Here is a 14,870-nt window from a genome sequence, read left to right on the forward strand (position 1 = left end):
GGCGTTCACCTACCGGGCATCAATGACGGCTGCGGTGGGGATGAAGGAGCACGTGGACTCCTGCGTACGGATGTCACCGCCGAGGACGGCGATGATGGTGCCCTTGCCGGTGTCGGCGACACCGGAGATGGTGGCGGGGCCCTCCGGGTTGATCCCGTGGTTGCCCAGCGAGGTCTGGCCGGTGGCCAGGGTGTTGACGTTGACCCAGTGCACGGTCATGCCACCCTGCTCCGCGGCCGCGGCGGAGGTGCCCAGCGCGGTGAAGAGGAAGGTGGTCTGACCGTCGCCGGCCCCGGGGGCGGGGATCTGCGCGGGGCCGGGTACGGCGAGTGCGGAGCCCACGGCGTCGCTGACCCCGCCGATGCAGTCGCCGGAGACGGTGGGCCAGTAGAACTGCGTGAACGTGGGCGAGTTCTCCGGCAGCGGGACACCCTCGCCGGGGGTCGACTCTGCGGTGAACGCCAGCGCGGAGAGCAGGACGTTGGCCAGGGACTCGGGGACCCAGGGCTGCCCGGCGAAGTCCCGCACGTTCTGCTGGACCAGGGGAGTGGGGCGGCCGATCTCGTCGACGAACATCGAGGAACCCGGGGCCTGGCCCGTGACGGGGACGCCCGGGACCGGCTGCGCGTGGGCGGCGGGCGCGGCACCCGCGGCGAGGGCTGTGGCGGCGAGGGCGGTGAGGGCGGCCAGGGTGGCCCGAGACACGACGGACCGGCCGGTGCGGCCGGGGCGACGATGCAGATGGAGACGGGACACAGGTGCCTTTCGGGGGACGATAAAAAACTGCCTAAAGTCACTCGTGTCGCACGAGTAACAATTTTCTCTTGCGTAACATTAGTGATTTCCGGCCCACGGTCAAGCCGGGTGGCCCGACGTGCCCTCACTCATTCTGTCGGAGGCGGCCCGCAATAAGTTACGGTTGCGTCACAATGGGTACGAAAGGCGGCGTCGATACGCGTCTCCTCGGGTGTTAGGCATGCCCCGCGTGCGGTGGAGAAGCGGGTCGAGTACGCTGAACCGTCGTTGCAGCGCTCCTGCTGTCCCTTTCCTCTTATCTAGGAGCCCCTTTCGTGAGTCAGTCCCACCCCGAGTTCCGTAACGTCGCCATCGTCGCGCACGTCGACCACGGCAAGACCACCCTCGTCAATGCCATGCTCGAGCAGTCCGGCGCCTTCGGCGAGCACGCCGGCGTCACCGATCGCGCCATGGACTCCGGTGACCTGGAAAAGGAAAAGGGCATCACCATCCTGGCGAAGAACACCTCCGTTCGCCGTAAGGGCAAGGGCCGTAACGGCACCGACCTGGTCATCAACGTCATCGACACCCCGGGCCACGCCGACTTCGGTGGCGAGGTCGAGCGCGGCCTGTCCATGGTCGACGGCGTCGTCCTGCTCGTCGACGCGTCCGAGGGCCCGCTGCCCCAGACCCGCTTCGTGCTCACCAAGGCACTCGCCGCGAAGATGCCCGTCATCATCGCCGTGAACAAGACCGACCGCCCCGATGCCCGCATCGAGGAGGTTGTCGCCGAGTCCCAGGACCTGCTCCTCGAGCTCGCCTCCGCCATCGAGGACCCGGAGGCCGCCGAGGCCGCCGAGCAGCTGCTCGACCTCCCCGTCATCTACACCTCCGGCCGCGAGGGCAAGGCCTCCACCGAGAACCCCGGTGACGGCAACGCCCCCGACGCCGAGGACCTCCAGGCCCTGTTCGACGTCATCTACAACGTCCTGCCCGAGCCCTCCGCGGACGTCACCGGCCCGCTCCAGGCGCACGTCACCAACCTCGACTCCTCGTCCTTCCTCGGCCGCATCGGCCTGATCCGTGTCCACAAGGGCAGCATCAAGAAGGGCCAGCAGGTCGCGTGGATCCACTACGACGAGGAGGGCGAGCAGCACACCAAGACCGTCAAGATCGCCGAACTGCTCAAGACCGTGGGCATGGAGCGCCAGTCCACCGACGAGGAGATCATCGCCGGCGACATCTGCGCCATCTCCGGCATCGACGAGATCATGATCGGCGACACCCTCGCCGACCCCGAGAACCCCGAGGCACTGCCGCGCATCACCGTGGACGAGCCCGCCATCTCCATGACCATCGGCGTGAACACCTCCCCGCTGGCCGGTCGCGGTGGCGGCGACAAGCTCACCGCCCGTGTCATCAAGGCCCGCCTCGACCAGGAGCTCATCGGTAACGTCTCCCTGCGTGTCCTGCCCACCGAGCGCCCCGACGCCTGGGAGGTCCAGGGCCGTGGTGAGATGGCGCTGTCCATCCTCATCGAGACCATGCGCCGCGAGGGTTTCGAGCTCACCGTGGGCAAGCCCCAGGTGGTCACCTCCGAGATCGACGGCAAGCTGCACGAGCCGTTCGACCACATGATCATCGACACCCCGGCCGAGTTCCAGGGCAACGTCACCCAGCTGCTGGCCAACCGCAAGGGCCAGATGACCGCCATGGCCAACGCCGCCGGCGACTGGGTGCGGATGGAGTTCGACGTGCCCTCGCGTGGCCTCATCGGCTTCCGCACCACCTTCCTCACGGAGACCCGCGGTGCCGGTATCGCCAACTCCTACTCCATCGATCCCCGCCCCTGGGTCGGCGAGATCAAGGGACGTGCCTCCGGTTCCCTGGTCGCCGACCGTTCCGGCCAGATCACGGCCTTCGCGCTGCAGTCCCTCTCGGACCGTGGTTCCTTCTTCGTCGAGCCCGGCACCGAGGCCTACGAGGGCATGGTCGTGGGCCAGAACAACCGCGACGAGGACATGGACGTCAACATCACTAAGGAGAAGAAGCTCACCAACATGCGTGCGGCCTCGGCCGACACCACGGTGACCCTCTCCAAGGCACGTGTCCTCTCCCTCGACGAGGCCCTGGAGTTCTGTGACGGCGACGAGTGCGTCGAGGTCACCCCGGACATCCTCCGCGTGCGCAAGCAGGTTCTCGACGCCGGCGAGCGCGGCCGTGTCCGCTCGCGCGATAAGAACCGCAACAAGTAAGTGGCGGGCCGTTGATAGCTTATCGACGGCGCGCATCAGCCGCGCTGGGCATTCTCGCCAGCGCGGCTCTGCTCGTTTCCTGCGTGGCCAACCCCGGACCGGCACCCATTGTCGACCCGGCGGACGAACCGACGGCCACCTCGACGACGGGCACCACCACCCGCCCGGCATCGACACGTTCGGAGATCTCCGTCGGCGTCGACCCGGTGCGTAACGGCTTCAACCCGCATCTGCTGGCGGACACCTCGGGCATCGTCGACTCCGTCGCGTCCCTCGTGCTGCCCTCGGCGTTCCGGGACGGCAACATGGACCATGACCTGCTGGTCCAGGCCGGTGAGGTCGCCCCGGGGGAGACGGCAGCCCCACCGACGGCCGCAGCCACCGCGGCGGATCCCGCCCCGGTCCAGACCGTGCGTTACGTCATCAACCCCGAGGCGCAGTGGTCCGACGGCACCCCCATCACCGGCGCCGACTTCGTCTACCTCTGGGAGTCGCTGACCGGCAATCCCGGGGTCATCGAACCCGCGGGGTACCGCGCGATCTCCGCGGTCCGCACCCTCGACGCGGGTAAGACGGTCGAGGTGGATTTCTCCACCCGGGTCGACGACTGGCAGGACCTTTTCACCAACCTGCTGCCCAGCCACCTGGCCCAGCCCGGCGGCGCGGACTTTGCCACCGCCTTCTACGCGGACCTGCCCGCCGCCGGCGGCGCCTACCTCGTCGACTCGGTGGACCGGGCCCGCGGCCAGATCATCCTCCACCGCAACGACCGCTACTGGGGCGAGAACCCCGCGCAGGTGGACATCCTGCGGCTGCGCTACATCACCTCGGTCACCCAGGGTGTGGACCTGCTGCGCTCCGGCCAGGTGAGTTTCCTCGACCGCACCCCGGAGGAGACCTCCGTGCAGGCCTACCAGCTCGTGCCCGACACGCAGACCCGGCTCATCGACGGCCCCCGCCAGCTCCAGCTGGACCTCAACGCCACCTCGACGCTCTTCACCGACGTCGCGGCCCGGGCCGAGCTGGAATCGCTCATCGACGTCCCCCTCGTCGCCCGCCAGGCAGCCGGACGGTCCTCCGACCTCAACATCCCTGAGCACGAACCCCGCCCCGCTGACGCGCTCGAGCCACAGATCCTGCCCGCCGCCACCGCGGAGCGGCCCCTGCGCATCGCCGCTGACCCCGCCGACGACCAGGCCTCGGCGGCCGTGCGCACCATCGCCGACGCACTCGCCGCCTACGGCATCACCACCGAGATCGTCTCCACCGACATTCCCGACGCCGCCGGCACCCTGCTTCCCCGTGGTGACCTCGACGCGGTGGTGACCCGGGCGCGGGAGGACAACTCCCGCGCCGACCTGGCCAGCCGCTTCCTCTGCCCGCCCGAGGAAGACTCCCTCCGCGACGCCAACCTCTCCGGGTACTGCGGCGAGGACTTCACCCGGCTCTCCCGGGACATCCTCTCCGGCGCCCTCGGCACCTACGAGGCCCGCGCCGCCGTCGCCGACCTCAACGCCCGCGAGCACCTGAGCATTGCGCTCCTGGGGGAGCGGCGGGCCATCGTCCTCGGCGACGGTATCGTCGGGCCGGACAGTGATTTCTCCAGGTGGACCGGTGGCCTCTCCACGGCCGCGACCTGGAAGCCCGCAGCAAAGGAACCCCAGTGACCAGAGACCTGACCGGCTACCGCGTCGTCGCCGTCCACGCGCATCCCGACGACGAATCCATCGCCACCGGTGGCACCCTCGCCCAGCTCGCCCGCCGCGGCGCCGACGTCACGGTGATCACCTGCACCCTCGGCGAAGAGGGGGAGGTGATCGGGGAGACCTACGCCGGCCTGGTCAACGACGCCGCGGATCAGCTCGGCGGCTACCGCATCGCCGAGCGGGAGCAGGCGTTGCGCGAGCTCGGGGTGCGCGGAGAATTCCTCGGCGGGGCCGGACGTTTCCGCGACTCCGGCATGGCGGGATCGCCCGCACACACGAATCCGCGGGCCTTCGTCAACGGGTGGGAGGAGAGCGTCGATACGCTCGCCGCACGACTGGGGGAGCTGTCGCCGCACCTGGTGATCACCTACGGCCCCGAGGGGGGTTACGGCCATCCCGACCACATCCGGGCACACGAAATCACCCATGCCGCGGCCGAGCGGGTGGAGATCCCGCGCATCGTGTGGGCCGTGGCCGACCGCGCGGAGATCGACCGGGCGGCTGCCGCTATCGAGCGGGTTCCCGAGGGTTGGAGCGCCCCGGGCCCGGGCGAGCTCGCGGCCGTGGACAGCTACGACACCGTCGTGGAGCTGAGCGAGGCGGACCACCACGCCAAACGCGAGGCCATGCGCGCGCACGCCACCCAGCTGTGGATCGCCGACGACTCCGTCAACCCTACGAACCCGCACGCCGCGCTCGCCAGTACCAGCGACGGGCACACTGTTTTTGCGCTGTCGAACCTCATCGCCCAGCCGCTGATGAAACGTGAGCACTACCGGCTGGGACACGGCCCGGCCTTCTCGTCGCGGACCTCCGACCTGCTCGAGGGCCTGTAGATGTCCGACTCGGTCATCCGCGACAGCTTCTCCCGCGGCGAGCAGATCGGCGGGCTGGCGTGGCTGTCGGTCGGCGCGCTGATCTCGCTCATCCTGGAGATCGTCTATCTGGGCACCCGGGTCACCCTGCCCGGTGGAGTGAGCATGGCGCTGCCGTGGACGATTGCGGCGGCCGTGCTGATGAACGCGGTGTTCACCCGGACGGCTAGACTGTGGTCGACACAAACCTGGGTGGCACTCGTGCCGCTCGGGGTATGGTGCCTGGGATTCCTGGTGTTTCTGGCCCTGCCCGCGCTGTCGGGGGATCAGCTCCTGGGAAATAATATGCGCACGATTGCCCTGCTCTTTGCCGGGATCGGCGGCGGGCTTTGGCCATTGACCCGGACAAAATGACATACTTGCACCCTGACTGTTTGATTTAGAGGAGTTTCGGAGAACCGATGACCTACACCATCGCCCAGCCCTGCGTCGACGTGCTCGACCGCGCCTGCGTCGAAGAATGCCCGGTGGACTGCATCTACGAGGGCAAGCGCATGCTCTACATCCACCCGGATGAGTGCGTCGACTGCGGCGCCTGCGAGCCGGCCTGCCCGGTCGAGGCGATCTTCTACGAGGACGACGTCCCCGAGGAGTGGTGGGACTACAACGAGGCCAACGTCGCCTTCTTCGACGACCTCGGCTCGCCCGGTGGCGCCGCGAAGCTCGGCCCCCAGGACTTCGACCACCCGATGATCGCCAAGCTCCCGCCGCAGAACCAGGACTACGAGGGTTAACTCGGATGGCACGCACCCCCCTCGGACAGCGGCTCCCGGATTTCCCCTGGGACAGCCTCGCGGACGCGAAGGCCACGGCGTCGGCGCATCCCGACGGCATCGTCAACCTCTCCGTGGGTACGCCCGTGGACGAGGTCGCGCCGTCCATCCAGCTGGCGCTGGCTGAGTCGGCCTCGCTGTCTGGGTACCCGCAGACGGTGGGAACGCCGGAGCTGCGCGAGGCGATCGTGTCGTGGCTGGCGCGGCGCTACAGCATCGACACCCTGACCGCGGATGCGGTGCTGCCGGTGATCGGCACCAAGGAGGCCATCGCCTGGCTTCCGACCCTGCTGGGTGCGAACGGCCAGGTGGTCATCCCTGAGGTCGCGTACCCGACCTACGAGGTCGGCGCCCTGCTGGCCGGGGCGAGTGTGCTGCGCTCGGATTCGCTCATGCGCATCGGGCCGGGGCGGCCGGACCTCATCTTCATCAACTCTCCCTCCAACCCCACCGGTAAGGTGCTGGGACTTGACCACCTGCGCAAGGTGGTGGAGTTCGCCCGCTCCCGCGACGTCATCATCGCCTCTGACGAGTGTTACCTCGGCCTCGGCTGGAACGACGACAACCCGCCCCTGTCCATCCTGGACCCCCGGGTCACCGACGGCGACAACACCAACCTCATCGCCATCCACTCCCTGTCCAAGTCCTCCAACCTGGCCTCGTACCGCGTGGGTTTCCTCGCCGGCGACCAGGCGCTCATCTCCGAGCTGCTCGAGGTGCGCAAGCACGCCGGGCTCATGGTGCCGGGCCCGATCCAGGGCGCCATGACCGCCGCTCTGCAGGACGACGATCAGGAACAGCTCCAGCGCCTGCGCTACGCCCGCCGCCGCGCAGTCCTGCTGCCCGCGCTGCTGCGTGCCGGTTTCCAGGTCGACGAGTCCGAGGCCGGGCTCTACCTCTGGGCCACCCGCGGCGAGGACTGCCGGGCCACCGTCGACTGGCTCGCCGAGCGCGGCATCCTCGTCGCCCCCGGCGACTTCTACGGCCCGCGCGGGCGGCAGCACATCCGCATGGCGCTGACCGGAAGCGACGAGCGTATCGACGCCGCCGCCGCCCGACTTGCCCAGTCCTGACGGCCGTCCTCCCGCGCGTGAGGGCCTCACCGCCCGCAAAGTGACGCTCTCCGGGACGGTTCCGGAGGGGGAGTACTGGGCCGCGCGGGCCGGGGACTCGCCCTTTGCCCCGGGCACCCTGCTTCCTCCCGGCTCGGCGTTGCCGCACGCCGTGCCCGCGTGGACCTTCCCCGCCGTCCCGGACGAGGAGCCGATCCCGTTCGACTACACCGTGCTCTACCGCGATGAGCACCTGCTCGTGGTGGACAAACCGCATTTCCTGCCCACCACCGCCAACGGGCGCATCCAGCGCGAGACGCTGCAGACCCGCCTGCGCCGCGATCTCGGCGAGCAGGTGACGGTGCTGCACCGCCTCGACCGGCTCACCGCCGGGGTGATGCTCTGTTCCGTCGACCCCACGACTCGGGGCCGCTACCAGCAGCTCTTCGCTTCTCGACGGGTGTTCAAACGCTACGAGGCCCACCTCAGCGGTCCGGTTGCCGATGGGGAAGTGCGACTGCCCCTGCTCAAGCGGAAGGGGAGCAGGCAGGTGGTCGTCGATACGCGAGGGACCGAGACCGTGACGCTCGTGCGCAACCGCGGTTCATTTGTCGAGCTGGAGCCGCTGACCGGATTCACCCATCAGTTACGGGTGGTGGCAAACCACCTCGGCGCACCGATTCTCGGGGACGACACGTATCCGATTGACCGGGGCCTGAACCTTCGAGATTTCTCCTCGCCGCTGCATCTGCTGGCTAGGGAGCTGGCTTTTAACGATCCGTTGTCCGGCGAGCCCCGCGCCTTTCGTAGTTTGCGGTCATTGCCCGATAGAATCGAATGACTTTAGGTAATTCATAGGACGAGGCTCATGACCGACAGCACCCCCATGCCCGACGACGGCAGCTCCGCAGTTCGACGCAGCTCGACTGTGCGATTGATGAACGGAATGCGGCAGTTTGTCATGTTCGGCATCGTCGGCGGCTCCGGCACGGTGGTCAACCTCGCGGTGATCTACCTGGTGACCAAACTCGCCGGGGCGGGGGGCTTTTCCGAGCACGACGTGTTTGCCAACCTCTTCGGCACCCAGTGGAACATCCGCTGGTACCACGTCTTCATGTTCGTGGCGTTCCTCGTGGCCAACACGTGGAACTACCAGCTCAACCGGATGTGGACCTTCAAGGGGATCTCCAAGAAGTCCTGGCTGCGCGGCTTCTTCCCGTTCCTCACCACCGGCCTGGTCTCTCTGGCGATCAGCCAGGTCATGGTCACGCTGCTGATGAACCCGACCTCACCCATCGCTCTGCCCTCCGACATCTTCGACGACTCCAGCGGGCTGCGGACGAAGTTCTACTGGGCCTCGGCCATCTCCATCCTGGCGGCGATGCCGGTGAACTTCCTCATCAACAAGGTGTGGGCTTTCCGACGCGCGCCTGTCCAGGCGATCGTCGAGGTGCCCCCGCACTAGGCGGCTTCCGGCTCTCCCTGGTCGTTCCGGCTGAAAGCCACCGCGGCGCCGGCGATGGCGATGAAGATAAGGGCCACCCAGTTCGGCCCGTGGAGAACGACATTGCCGATGACGGCGAGCGCCATGACGGCAACGATGATCAGTGCGATGGTGCGGTTCATGGTTTCGGAGTTTAGTCGTCGAGGTCCGCGTTGAGGCGGGCGGTGTCCTTTTCGCGGCGCTGGCTCATACGCTTTCGCACCGCCAGAATTCCGCCCATCATGCCGATGGCTCCGCCGACCAGTGCGCCGGCGATAAATCCGGGTGTGAGCATCCCCGCTCCATGCCCGTAGCCGAAGATCGCGATCATGAGGGTCACGGCGATGAAGACGATCTCACCCGGTGCGGGCTCCAGGGCCCGCGGGCGGGCGGTTCGTGTGGACATCCACCGTTGAGCGACAAACTCGCCTACCGCCAGCGGCAGCAACAGGGTGAACGCCCACAGCGAATGGAGGCCGGGGAGAACCCAGGCCAGCACGGCCATGAGGATCAGGGTGACAAAATAGATGGCTCGGACAGACACGGATGATGCGCGGTGCAGCACCAGGCGCTCGTATTCGTCGTCGACGGTCTGGTCGTATCGATCAATGAGCTGGTCGGTGTAGGTCATCGGTTCTCCTGTTCGTCGCCGAATACTTCTTCGACGGTCTTTCCCAGCTCCCGGCAGATGTTCAGCGCGAGGTGCACCGAGGGGGAGTAGTTGCCCTTCTCGATGTTGGCGATGGTCTGACGTGAGACCCCCGCCTTTTCAGCGAGCGTGGCCTGGGACAGCTCGGCCCAGCGGCGGTACTTGCGCACCATGTTGGGCTGGTCACCGCGTTCGGATCTCTGCGGGGAGGTGGGAGGTGCTGTGGTCATGGCGGGTGGAATCCTTCGTGCGTGGAATGTCGACTTTCCACGCTCAAGTGTAAAGGATAGTTGTCAACCCCGCCATCCGAACAACAGTGCCCGCTATCGCTCCTGGCCGGCGAGCGCGGGATCCTCCCTTACCCAGTCGCCGATGACTCCGGGCACGACCGCTTTCTTCTGGCCGAGAAGATCCCGGAGGTTACCTTCCCGCTCGACCTGCGAGACCACCGAGCGGACCTTGCTCCGTTTGTTCTCTTTCGCTGCACCGCGCCCACTGTTGGCCATGGCGGGGGAGGAGCCTCCGGTTGCTCGTCCCTGCTGCGCGGAGTTGCCGGACGCCGACGGCGAGTTGGACGCAGTGGCCGGGCCGGGTGAGCGACGTGCTGCTTCACCTTCACCATTGGGTGCTGCCGCGGATCCCTGGCCGGCGCCGAAGGCCGAGCCGCCGATGGGGCCGGAGCGCAGGGAAGAGTTCAGCGACCGGGCATTTCCGGGCAGTGCCTCGATTCCTGCGCCTCCCCGCTGGCCTGCGACACCCCCGGTTCCGACCGCGGGCTGGTGAGCCGTGGACGAGCGGGTTCCAGTGACACCAACACCCGGAGCGGAGAGGGGTGTGAGCCCGGCTCCCGCGCCGTTGAGGGCTGCCAACCCGGGATTGCTCACGCCCGATGGGGAGGCGGCGAGTGACGGGGTCAGACCCGTCGAAGCAGGACCTGCGCCCCCGAGCGTGGGAGCAGGCGGGAAGCCGCCCGTGGTCGTGGCCGCCTCGGTACCTATTCCCTGCGGGCTGAACAGCCCCTGATCGAGGTCGCCTCCCGCGTGTGAAGCCATGTCGCGGGTGACGCTGTTGATCGCTTCGAAACTCCCCGGGTTCTTCGCGGCGTAGTCCAGGACCTGGTCCGCGAGAGCCTGGGGAACCACGACCCCGTTGGTGGAGTAGCGCATTCCCGTGCCAGGGACTTCGTTCATCCCGATGTCGAGGGATTGTCCAGGGTTGGCCAGATCAGGCGTGGTGAGATTGACGACCGGGGGGATCAGCCCGGTCAACGACGCCTGCGTGGTTGCGGCGTACTGCAGCAGGAACATCTTCTCCGCAACCTCCGCTGCGGCCATCCCCTCTGGGCCGGTCGCGCGCATCGCGTCCAGGGACGCCTTCGCCGTTGCGACGTTGGCGGTGCGTTCCGTCCGGAAGGACTCCAGAGCCCCGAGGTTGTTCTGGAAAATCCCCGAGTTTCCCGAGATCACCCTGGTCCGCGCCGCGACATTGCGAAGCCGAGCCCCGATCGCATCGGGGGCTGCGCCAGAATTACTGCCGCCGATGTAGTTCGCCAGGCCGTACATCCCCTCCGCGATGTCAGCGGTCCGGAGTGCGAGCTCGTTCCAGATTCCCTGCGAAGCGACGGCCGCGCCACTATTGCTGGCAGTCAGCTTTCCCAGGAGGGTGGTCACGGAAATATCCGGCGCGACGAGCACGGGTTCCTTGTGGAGCGGGCTCGTTCCGGTCGTGTCACGCGCAGAAAGCTTCTCGACGCTGCGCTGCACCATGCCGCCGGTGTCAGCTAAGTCGAATGCGACCGAGGCGGTGGAGTCTTGGGCGGCGAAGGCACCGCCGGTGGTCCGAAGGTTTTGACTGACTGTTCCGAGTTCGCTGCCTAGTGTTTTGAACACATCGGATGCGGATCCTGGGGCTGACTTTAGGGAAAGACCGTGGATGGATCCCAATTGGGTGAATCCTGCGGCCGGCGAATAGTTTGCCCCCATGGGTGCTCCACCGGCGATCCTTAAGCCGTTGCTGGCGAATTCTTGTAATCGAGCGATGCTGGATGCTGCGTCAAACAAAGAGTCATACTGGACAGAAAGTTGTGTCATTGCTTCCCCCGAAGCTGGCTATAAATAGATTCGAACTGCGCCTTTGCAAGTTCGCATTTGGGCAAGAATGGTTTGGTCTCGTCGTAATCAAGCGCGCTGATTGAGAAGTATCCGCGCGCAGTATCCACCGAAACAGAACAAAGGGCCTCGCCGCCGCCAAAGATCTGATGCGCCACCGCTTGCGGCACCAACGTAGAACTGATCCCATCCACAGCGAGCCCCGCATCCACGAACTGGCTGACTGGCGTAGGTCCAGTCGTAATCGATATGGAAGTTCCCCAGTTATCCAGGCCCTCAACTTCAGCACTACAAGTCCACATATCCGCAAACCCGTCATCCACCGAAAACTCCAGATCCAACCCGGTCCCCCCGAGAACCTCTTCCGGAATTTCGGTGCATGGTTTGATCCATTTCACGTTTGGATCGTTGACGTCGTAGGGCCGTAACTCCACGAATTCCCCGCTGAGGAAGAACCCGGGCGGGAGGTCCGCCGGTACAGGTTCTTCGCTGGTTTCCCCCGAAACCTCAGCCGTGGTGTCGGATGTCCCGCTGAGTGGCGTGCCCCCTGAGCACGCGGTCAGCCCCCCGATGAGAACGAGCAGCGCAGTGGCCCACGCGCGCTTCCATCCGTCCACGACAATCCCCCGATTTTTGTGCCGCCTGAAGCTGCTGTTGATCAGCTTCAAATACTTAGACTGCCGGAACGTCGAAAAGGTTTCCTTGTGAGCGTGCCCATTGAAATGTGCGTCGATAGCTGGCAAAAAGCCCCTCCCGCCAACAGGCGGAAGGGGCTGCGAGGGCCGGCGCGGAAAGCTAGTTCGCGTGCAGTGCCTCGTTGAGCTCGACGGAGCCGGTGCGTGGGGAGGCCTCGACGGCACCCGAGACGGAGTTGCGTCGGTAGAGCACCCCGGACGCGCCGGAGAGCAGCGCGGCCTTGACGGAGTCGCCGTTGGACACGTCAAGTGCCTCGGCCACCGCGCCGAAGACGGAGAGCTTGGTGCCTGCGGTGAGGTAGAGGCCGGCCTCGACGACGCAGTTGTCGCCGAGGGAGATGCCGATGCCGGAGTTGGCGCCGAGCAGGCAGCCTTTGCCGATGGAGATGGTTTCTTTGCCGCCGCCGGAGAGGGTGCCCATGATGGAGGCGCCGCCGCCCACGTCGGAACCCGAGCCCACGACGACGCCCGCGGAGATGCGGCCCTCGACCATGGAGTTGCCCAGGGTGCCGGCGTTGAAGTTCACGAAGCCCTCGTGCATCACCGTGGTGCCCTCGGCGAGGTGGGCACCGAGGCGGACGCGGTCGGCATCGCCGATGCGCACGCCGGTGGGGACGACGTAGTCGACCATGCGGGGGAACTTGTCCACGGAGTAGACGGTGACGGGGCCGCGTCCGGCGAGGTGTCCGCGGACCATCTGGAAGTCGGTCACGGAGCAGGGGCCGTAGTTGGTCCACACCACGTTGGTGAGCAGGCCGAAGATGCCGTCGAGGTTCTGGCCGTGGGGTTTGACCAGCCGGTGGGAGAGCAGGTGCAGGCGCAGGTAGGCGTCGTAGGCGTCGACGGGCGCCTCATCCAGGGAGGCGATGGAGGTCTCCACGGCGACGCGGGCAACGCCGCGGTCCTCGTCGGGCCCGACCAGGGCCGCGAACTGCTGCGGGGTTTCCGTCAGGCGCTCGGTTCCGGTGGCGGTGACCGCCTCGTTGAGTTTGGGGGCGGGGTACCAGACATCCAGGACGGTCCCGTCGTGGGTGACGGTGGCGAGTCCTCGGGCGAAAGCAGTGGTCATGCTGGATCGGGGTCCGTTCGTTCGACTACAGGAAACACGTGGGAGTCTAGGGCCTAATGCTGCGTTACCTCGGCAGCCTTGCCGCGGGTCAGGAGGGAGAGCAGCAGGAGCACGGTGACGATGGCCACCACGGAGACGATCTGTCCGCGGGCGGAGGGGTCGAAGAGCATGAGCGCCGTCAGGCCGAGGAGACCGGCGAGCGTGAGCCAGCCGAGCCACGGGTATCCGGCGAAACGCACCGTCGACAGTTCACCGTTGGCCTCGAGCTCGGGGTGGAGCTTGAGGTAGCTCAGGGTGATCATGATCCAGATGACGATGAGGCAGCCGCCGACGGCGTTGAGCAGGAAGCCCAGGAGCCCGGGCGGGTTCCACCACATCAGCGCGACGGAGAGGAAGGCGAAGATGATGGACAGGACCACGGCGTTGCGGGGGACACCCTCGGCGTTGGTGCGTCGGAAGATGGCGGGCGCGTCGCGCTGCTCGGAGAGGTTGTGGATCAGGCGTGAGGTGGCGTAGATCTGCGCGTTGAAGGCCGACAGCAGGGCCAGGACGATGACGGCCTCCATGAAGCCGACGATGCCAGGGATGTTGGCCAGCGCGAGCACGCGGGTGAAGGGGGACTCGGCGGCGGTCTCGGCGTCGGAGATGGTCTCGTAGGGCAGTAGCAGCACGATGACGGCCACGGAGCCGAGGTAGAAGAGGGAGATGCGGACGATGATCGAGCGCACCGCGGTGGCGATGGACTCGGCAGGGTTCTCGGACTCGGCGGCGGCGATTGTGACCAGCTCGATGCCGCCGAAGGCGAAGGCGACGGCGAGGAGGCCGGCGGCGATTCCCGGGATGCCGTTGGGGGCGAATCCGACCCCGTCGACGTTGGAGAGGCCCACGAAGGAGTGGCCCGGCAGTACGCCCAGCCAGAGGAGGACGCCGATGACGAGGAACGCGACGATCACGGCGATCTTGATGAAGGCGAACCAGAACTCGAACTCGCCGAAGCCCTTGACCGCGGCGAAGTTGACGATGGTGAAGAACACCACGCACACCAGGGCGGGGATCCACGGATCGACCCCGAACCACCCGCCCATCATGGCGGAGGCGCCGGTGAGCTCGGTGCCCATGACCATGACCAGCATGAACCAGTACAGCCAGCCGAGGAGGAAGCCGGAGGAGTGACCGAAGGCCTGGCGGGCGTACGTCGAGAAGCTTCCCGAGGACGGGCGGGCCGCGGCCATCTCGCCGAGCATGGTCATGACGAGGACGACGAGGATGCCCGCAATGATGTAGGCGAGCAGGATGGCGGGGCCGGCGGTCTCGATGCCCACGCCGGTGCCGAGGAAGAGGCCGGCGCCGATCGCGGAGCCGAGGCCCATCATGGTCAGGTGACGTGTCTTGAGGCCGCTGCCCAGACTGTTGGTGTCCGGCTCGGCGCGTCCTGGAGCTTCGGGGGAGATGGGTGAACTCATGAACCTG

Annotated in this window: 16 protein-coding genes; 8 read left to right on the forward strand and 8 right to left on the reverse strand. The window is 67.0% G+C overall.

The genetic code is table 11. From position 1 onward, the window contains the following. Positions 1–9: 9 nt before the first annotated feature. Positions 10–756 carry an Rv1157c family protein gene (locus tag CDOO_RS05345; RefSeq protein WP_018022276.1) on the reverse strand — a complete coding sequence of 249 codons (747 nt, stop codon included), beginning with the start codon at positions 754–756 and terminating at the stop codon, positions 10–12. 314 nt (positions 757–1,070) lie between these two features. On the opposite strand from CDOO_RS05345, the gene typA reads away from it, so the two are divergent. From typA to CDOO_RS05385, 8 genes are all read left to right on the forward strand, one after another. Beyond that, positions 1,071–2,990, forward strand: coding sequence for a translational GTPase TypA (gene typA, locus CDOO_RS05350; RefSeq protein WP_018022275.1), 1,920 nt, complete (start codon positions 1,071–1,073; stop codon positions 2,988–2,990). Between the two features lie 83 nt (positions 2,991–3,073). Beyond that, positions 3,074–4,657, forward strand: coding sequence for an ABC transporter family substrate-binding protein (locus CDOO_RS05355; protein ID WP_018022274.1), 1,584 nt, complete (start codon positions 3,074–3,076; stop codon positions 4,655–4,657). Beyond that, positions 4,654–5,532, forward strand: a complete 879-nt coding sequence (gene mshB, locus CDOO_RS05360) for an N-acetyl-1-D-myo-inositol-2-amino-2-deoxy-alpha-D-glucopyranoside deacetylase (protein ID WP_018022273.1) — start codon at positions 4,654–4,656, stop codon at positions 5,530–5,532. Before CDOO_RS05355 ends, mshB begins: the two co-directional genes overlap by 4 nt. Continuing rightward, positions 5,533–5,925, forward strand: a complete 393-nt coding sequence (locus CDOO_RS05365) for a hypothetical protein (RefSeq protein WP_018022272.1) — start codon at positions 5,533–5,535, stop codon at positions 5,923–5,925. 47 nt (positions 5,926–5,972) lie between these two features. Continuing rightward, complete coding sequence (gene fdxA / locus CDOO_RS05370) at positions 5,973–6,305, forward strand: ferredoxin (protein WP_018022271.1); 333 nt, start codon at positions 5,973–5,975, stop codon at positions 6,303–6,305. A 5-nt stretch (positions 6,306–6,310) separates the two neighbouring features. After that, complete coding sequence (dapC, locus tag CDOO_RS05375; RefSeq protein WP_018022270.1) at positions 6,311–7,417, forward strand: succinyldiaminopimelate transaminase; 1,107 nt, start codon at positions 6,311–6,313, stop codon at positions 7,415–7,417. Positions 7,418–7,457: 40 nt separating this feature from the next. After that, on the forward strand, positions 7,458–8,237 hold the full coding sequence (locus CDOO_RS05380; RefSeq protein ID WP_018022269.1) for a pseudouridine synthase: 780 nt from the start codon (positions 7,458–7,460) through the stop codon (positions 8,235–8,237). A gap of 27 nt (positions 8,238–8,264) precedes the next feature. Then, positions 8,265–8,861: a GtrA family protein gene (locus tag CDOO_RS05385; RefSeq protein WP_245616246.1), complete on the forward strand. Its 597-nt coding sequence runs from the start codon at positions 8,265–8,267 to the stop codon at positions 8,859–8,861. Here CDOO_RS05385 and CDOO_RS13895 read toward each other — a convergent pair. From CDOO_RS13895 to CDOO_RS05415, 7 genes are all read right to left on the reverse strand, one after another. After that, positions 8,858–9,022 carry a hypothetical protein gene (locus tag CDOO_RS13895; RefSeq protein ID WP_018022267.1) on the reverse strand — a complete coding sequence of 55 codons (165 nt, stop codon included), beginning with the start codon at positions 9,020–9,022 and terminating at the stop codon, positions 8,858–8,860. The two genes, CDOO_RS05385 and CDOO_RS13895, sit on opposite strands and share 4 nt — an antisense overlap. Before the next feature lie 11 nt (positions 9,023–9,033). Beyond that, on the reverse strand, positions 9,034–9,510 hold the full coding sequence (locus tag CDOO_RS05390) for a hypothetical protein (RefSeq protein WP_018022266.1): 477 nt from the start codon (positions 9,508–9,510) through the stop codon (positions 9,034–9,036). Then, positions 9,507–9,758, reverse strand: coding sequence for a helix-turn-helix transcriptional regulator (locus CDOO_RS05395; RefSeq protein ID WP_018022265.1), 252 nt, complete (start codon positions 9,756–9,758; stop codon positions 9,507–9,509). The genes CDOO_RS05390 and CDOO_RS05395 overlap by 4 nt, the downstream gene beginning before the upstream one ends. A 93-nt stretch (positions 9,759–9,851) precedes the next feature. Then, positions 9,852–11,294, reverse strand: a complete 1,443-nt coding sequence (locus tag CDOO_RS05400) for a TrbL/VirB6 family protein (protein WP_018022264.1) — start codon at positions 11,292–11,294, stop codon at positions 9,852–9,854. A 320-nt stretch (positions 11,295–11,614) separates the two neighbouring features. Next, positions 11,615–12,379, reverse strand: a complete 765-nt coding sequence (locus tag CDOO_RS05405) for a DUF3558 family protein (RefSeq protein ID WP_018022263.1) — start codon at positions 12,377–12,379, stop codon at positions 11,615–11,617. Between the two features lie 52 nt (positions 12,380–12,431). After that, positions 12,432–13,400 carry a 2,3,4,5-tetrahydropyridine-2,6-dicarboxylate N-succinyltransferase gene (gene dapD / locus CDOO_RS05410; protein WP_018022262.1) on the reverse strand — a complete coding sequence of 323 codons (969 nt, stop codon included), beginning with the start codon at positions 13,398–13,400 and terminating at the stop codon, positions 12,432–12,434. Positions 13,401–13,453: 53 nt separating this feature from the next. Further along, entirely contained in the window at positions 13,454–14,863 is a 1,410-nt protein-coding gene (locus tag CDOO_RS05415) for an amino acid permease (protein WP_018022261.1), read from the reverse strand. Between the last annotated feature and the right edge of the window lie 7 nt (positions 14,864–14,870).

The sequence above is a fragment of the Corynebacterium doosanense CAU 212 = DSM 45436 genome (assembly GCF_000767055.1).
In the GTDB taxonomy this organism is placed as follows: Bacteria; Actinomycetota; Actinomycetes; order Mycobacteriales; family Mycobacteriaceae; genus Corynebacterium; species Corynebacterium doosanense.

Excerpts from the sequence above, each read along its gene's own strand:
- CDOO_RS05365 (WP_018022272.1), top strand. The coding sequence starts at position 5,533 with ATGTCCGACTCGGTCATCCGCGACAGCTTCTCCCGCGGCGAGCAGATC.
- fdxA (WP_018022271.1), top strand. The coding sequence starts at position 5,973 with ATGACCTACACCATCGCCCAGCCCTGCGTCGACGTGCTCGACCGCGCC.
- dapC (WP_018022270.1), top strand. The coding sequence starts at position 6,311 with ATGGCACGCACCCCCCTCGGACAGCGGCTCCCGGATTTCCCCTGGGAC.
- CDOO_RS05385 (WP_245616246.1), top strand. The coding sequence starts at position 8,265 with ATGACCGACAGCACCCCCATGCCCGACGACGGCAGCTCCGCAGTTCGA.
- CDOO_RS13895 (WP_018022267.1), bottom strand. The coding sequence starts at position 9,022 with ATGAACCGCACCATCGCACTGATCATCGTTGCCGTCATGGCGCTCGCC.
- CDOO_RS05390 (WP_018022266.1), bottom strand. The coding sequence starts at position 9,510 with ATGACCTACACCGACCAGCTCATTGATCGATACGACCAGACCGTCGAC.
- CDOO_RS05395 (WP_018022265.1), bottom strand. The coding sequence starts at position 9,758 with ATGACCACAGCACCTCCCACCTCCCCGCAGAGATCCGAACGCGGTGAC.
- CDOO_RS05400 (WP_018022264.1), bottom strand. The coding sequence starts at position 11,294 with ATGGTGCAGCGCAGCGTCGAGAAGCTTTCTGCGCGTGACACGACCGGA.
- dapD (WP_018022262.1), bottom strand. The coding sequence starts at position 13,400 with ATGACCACTGCTTTCGCCCGAGGACTCGCCACCGTCACCCACGACGGG.
- CDOO_RS05415 (WP_018022261.1), bottom strand. The coding sequence starts at position 14,863 with ATGAGTTCACCCATCTCCCCCGAAGCTCCAGGACGCGCCGAGCCGGAC.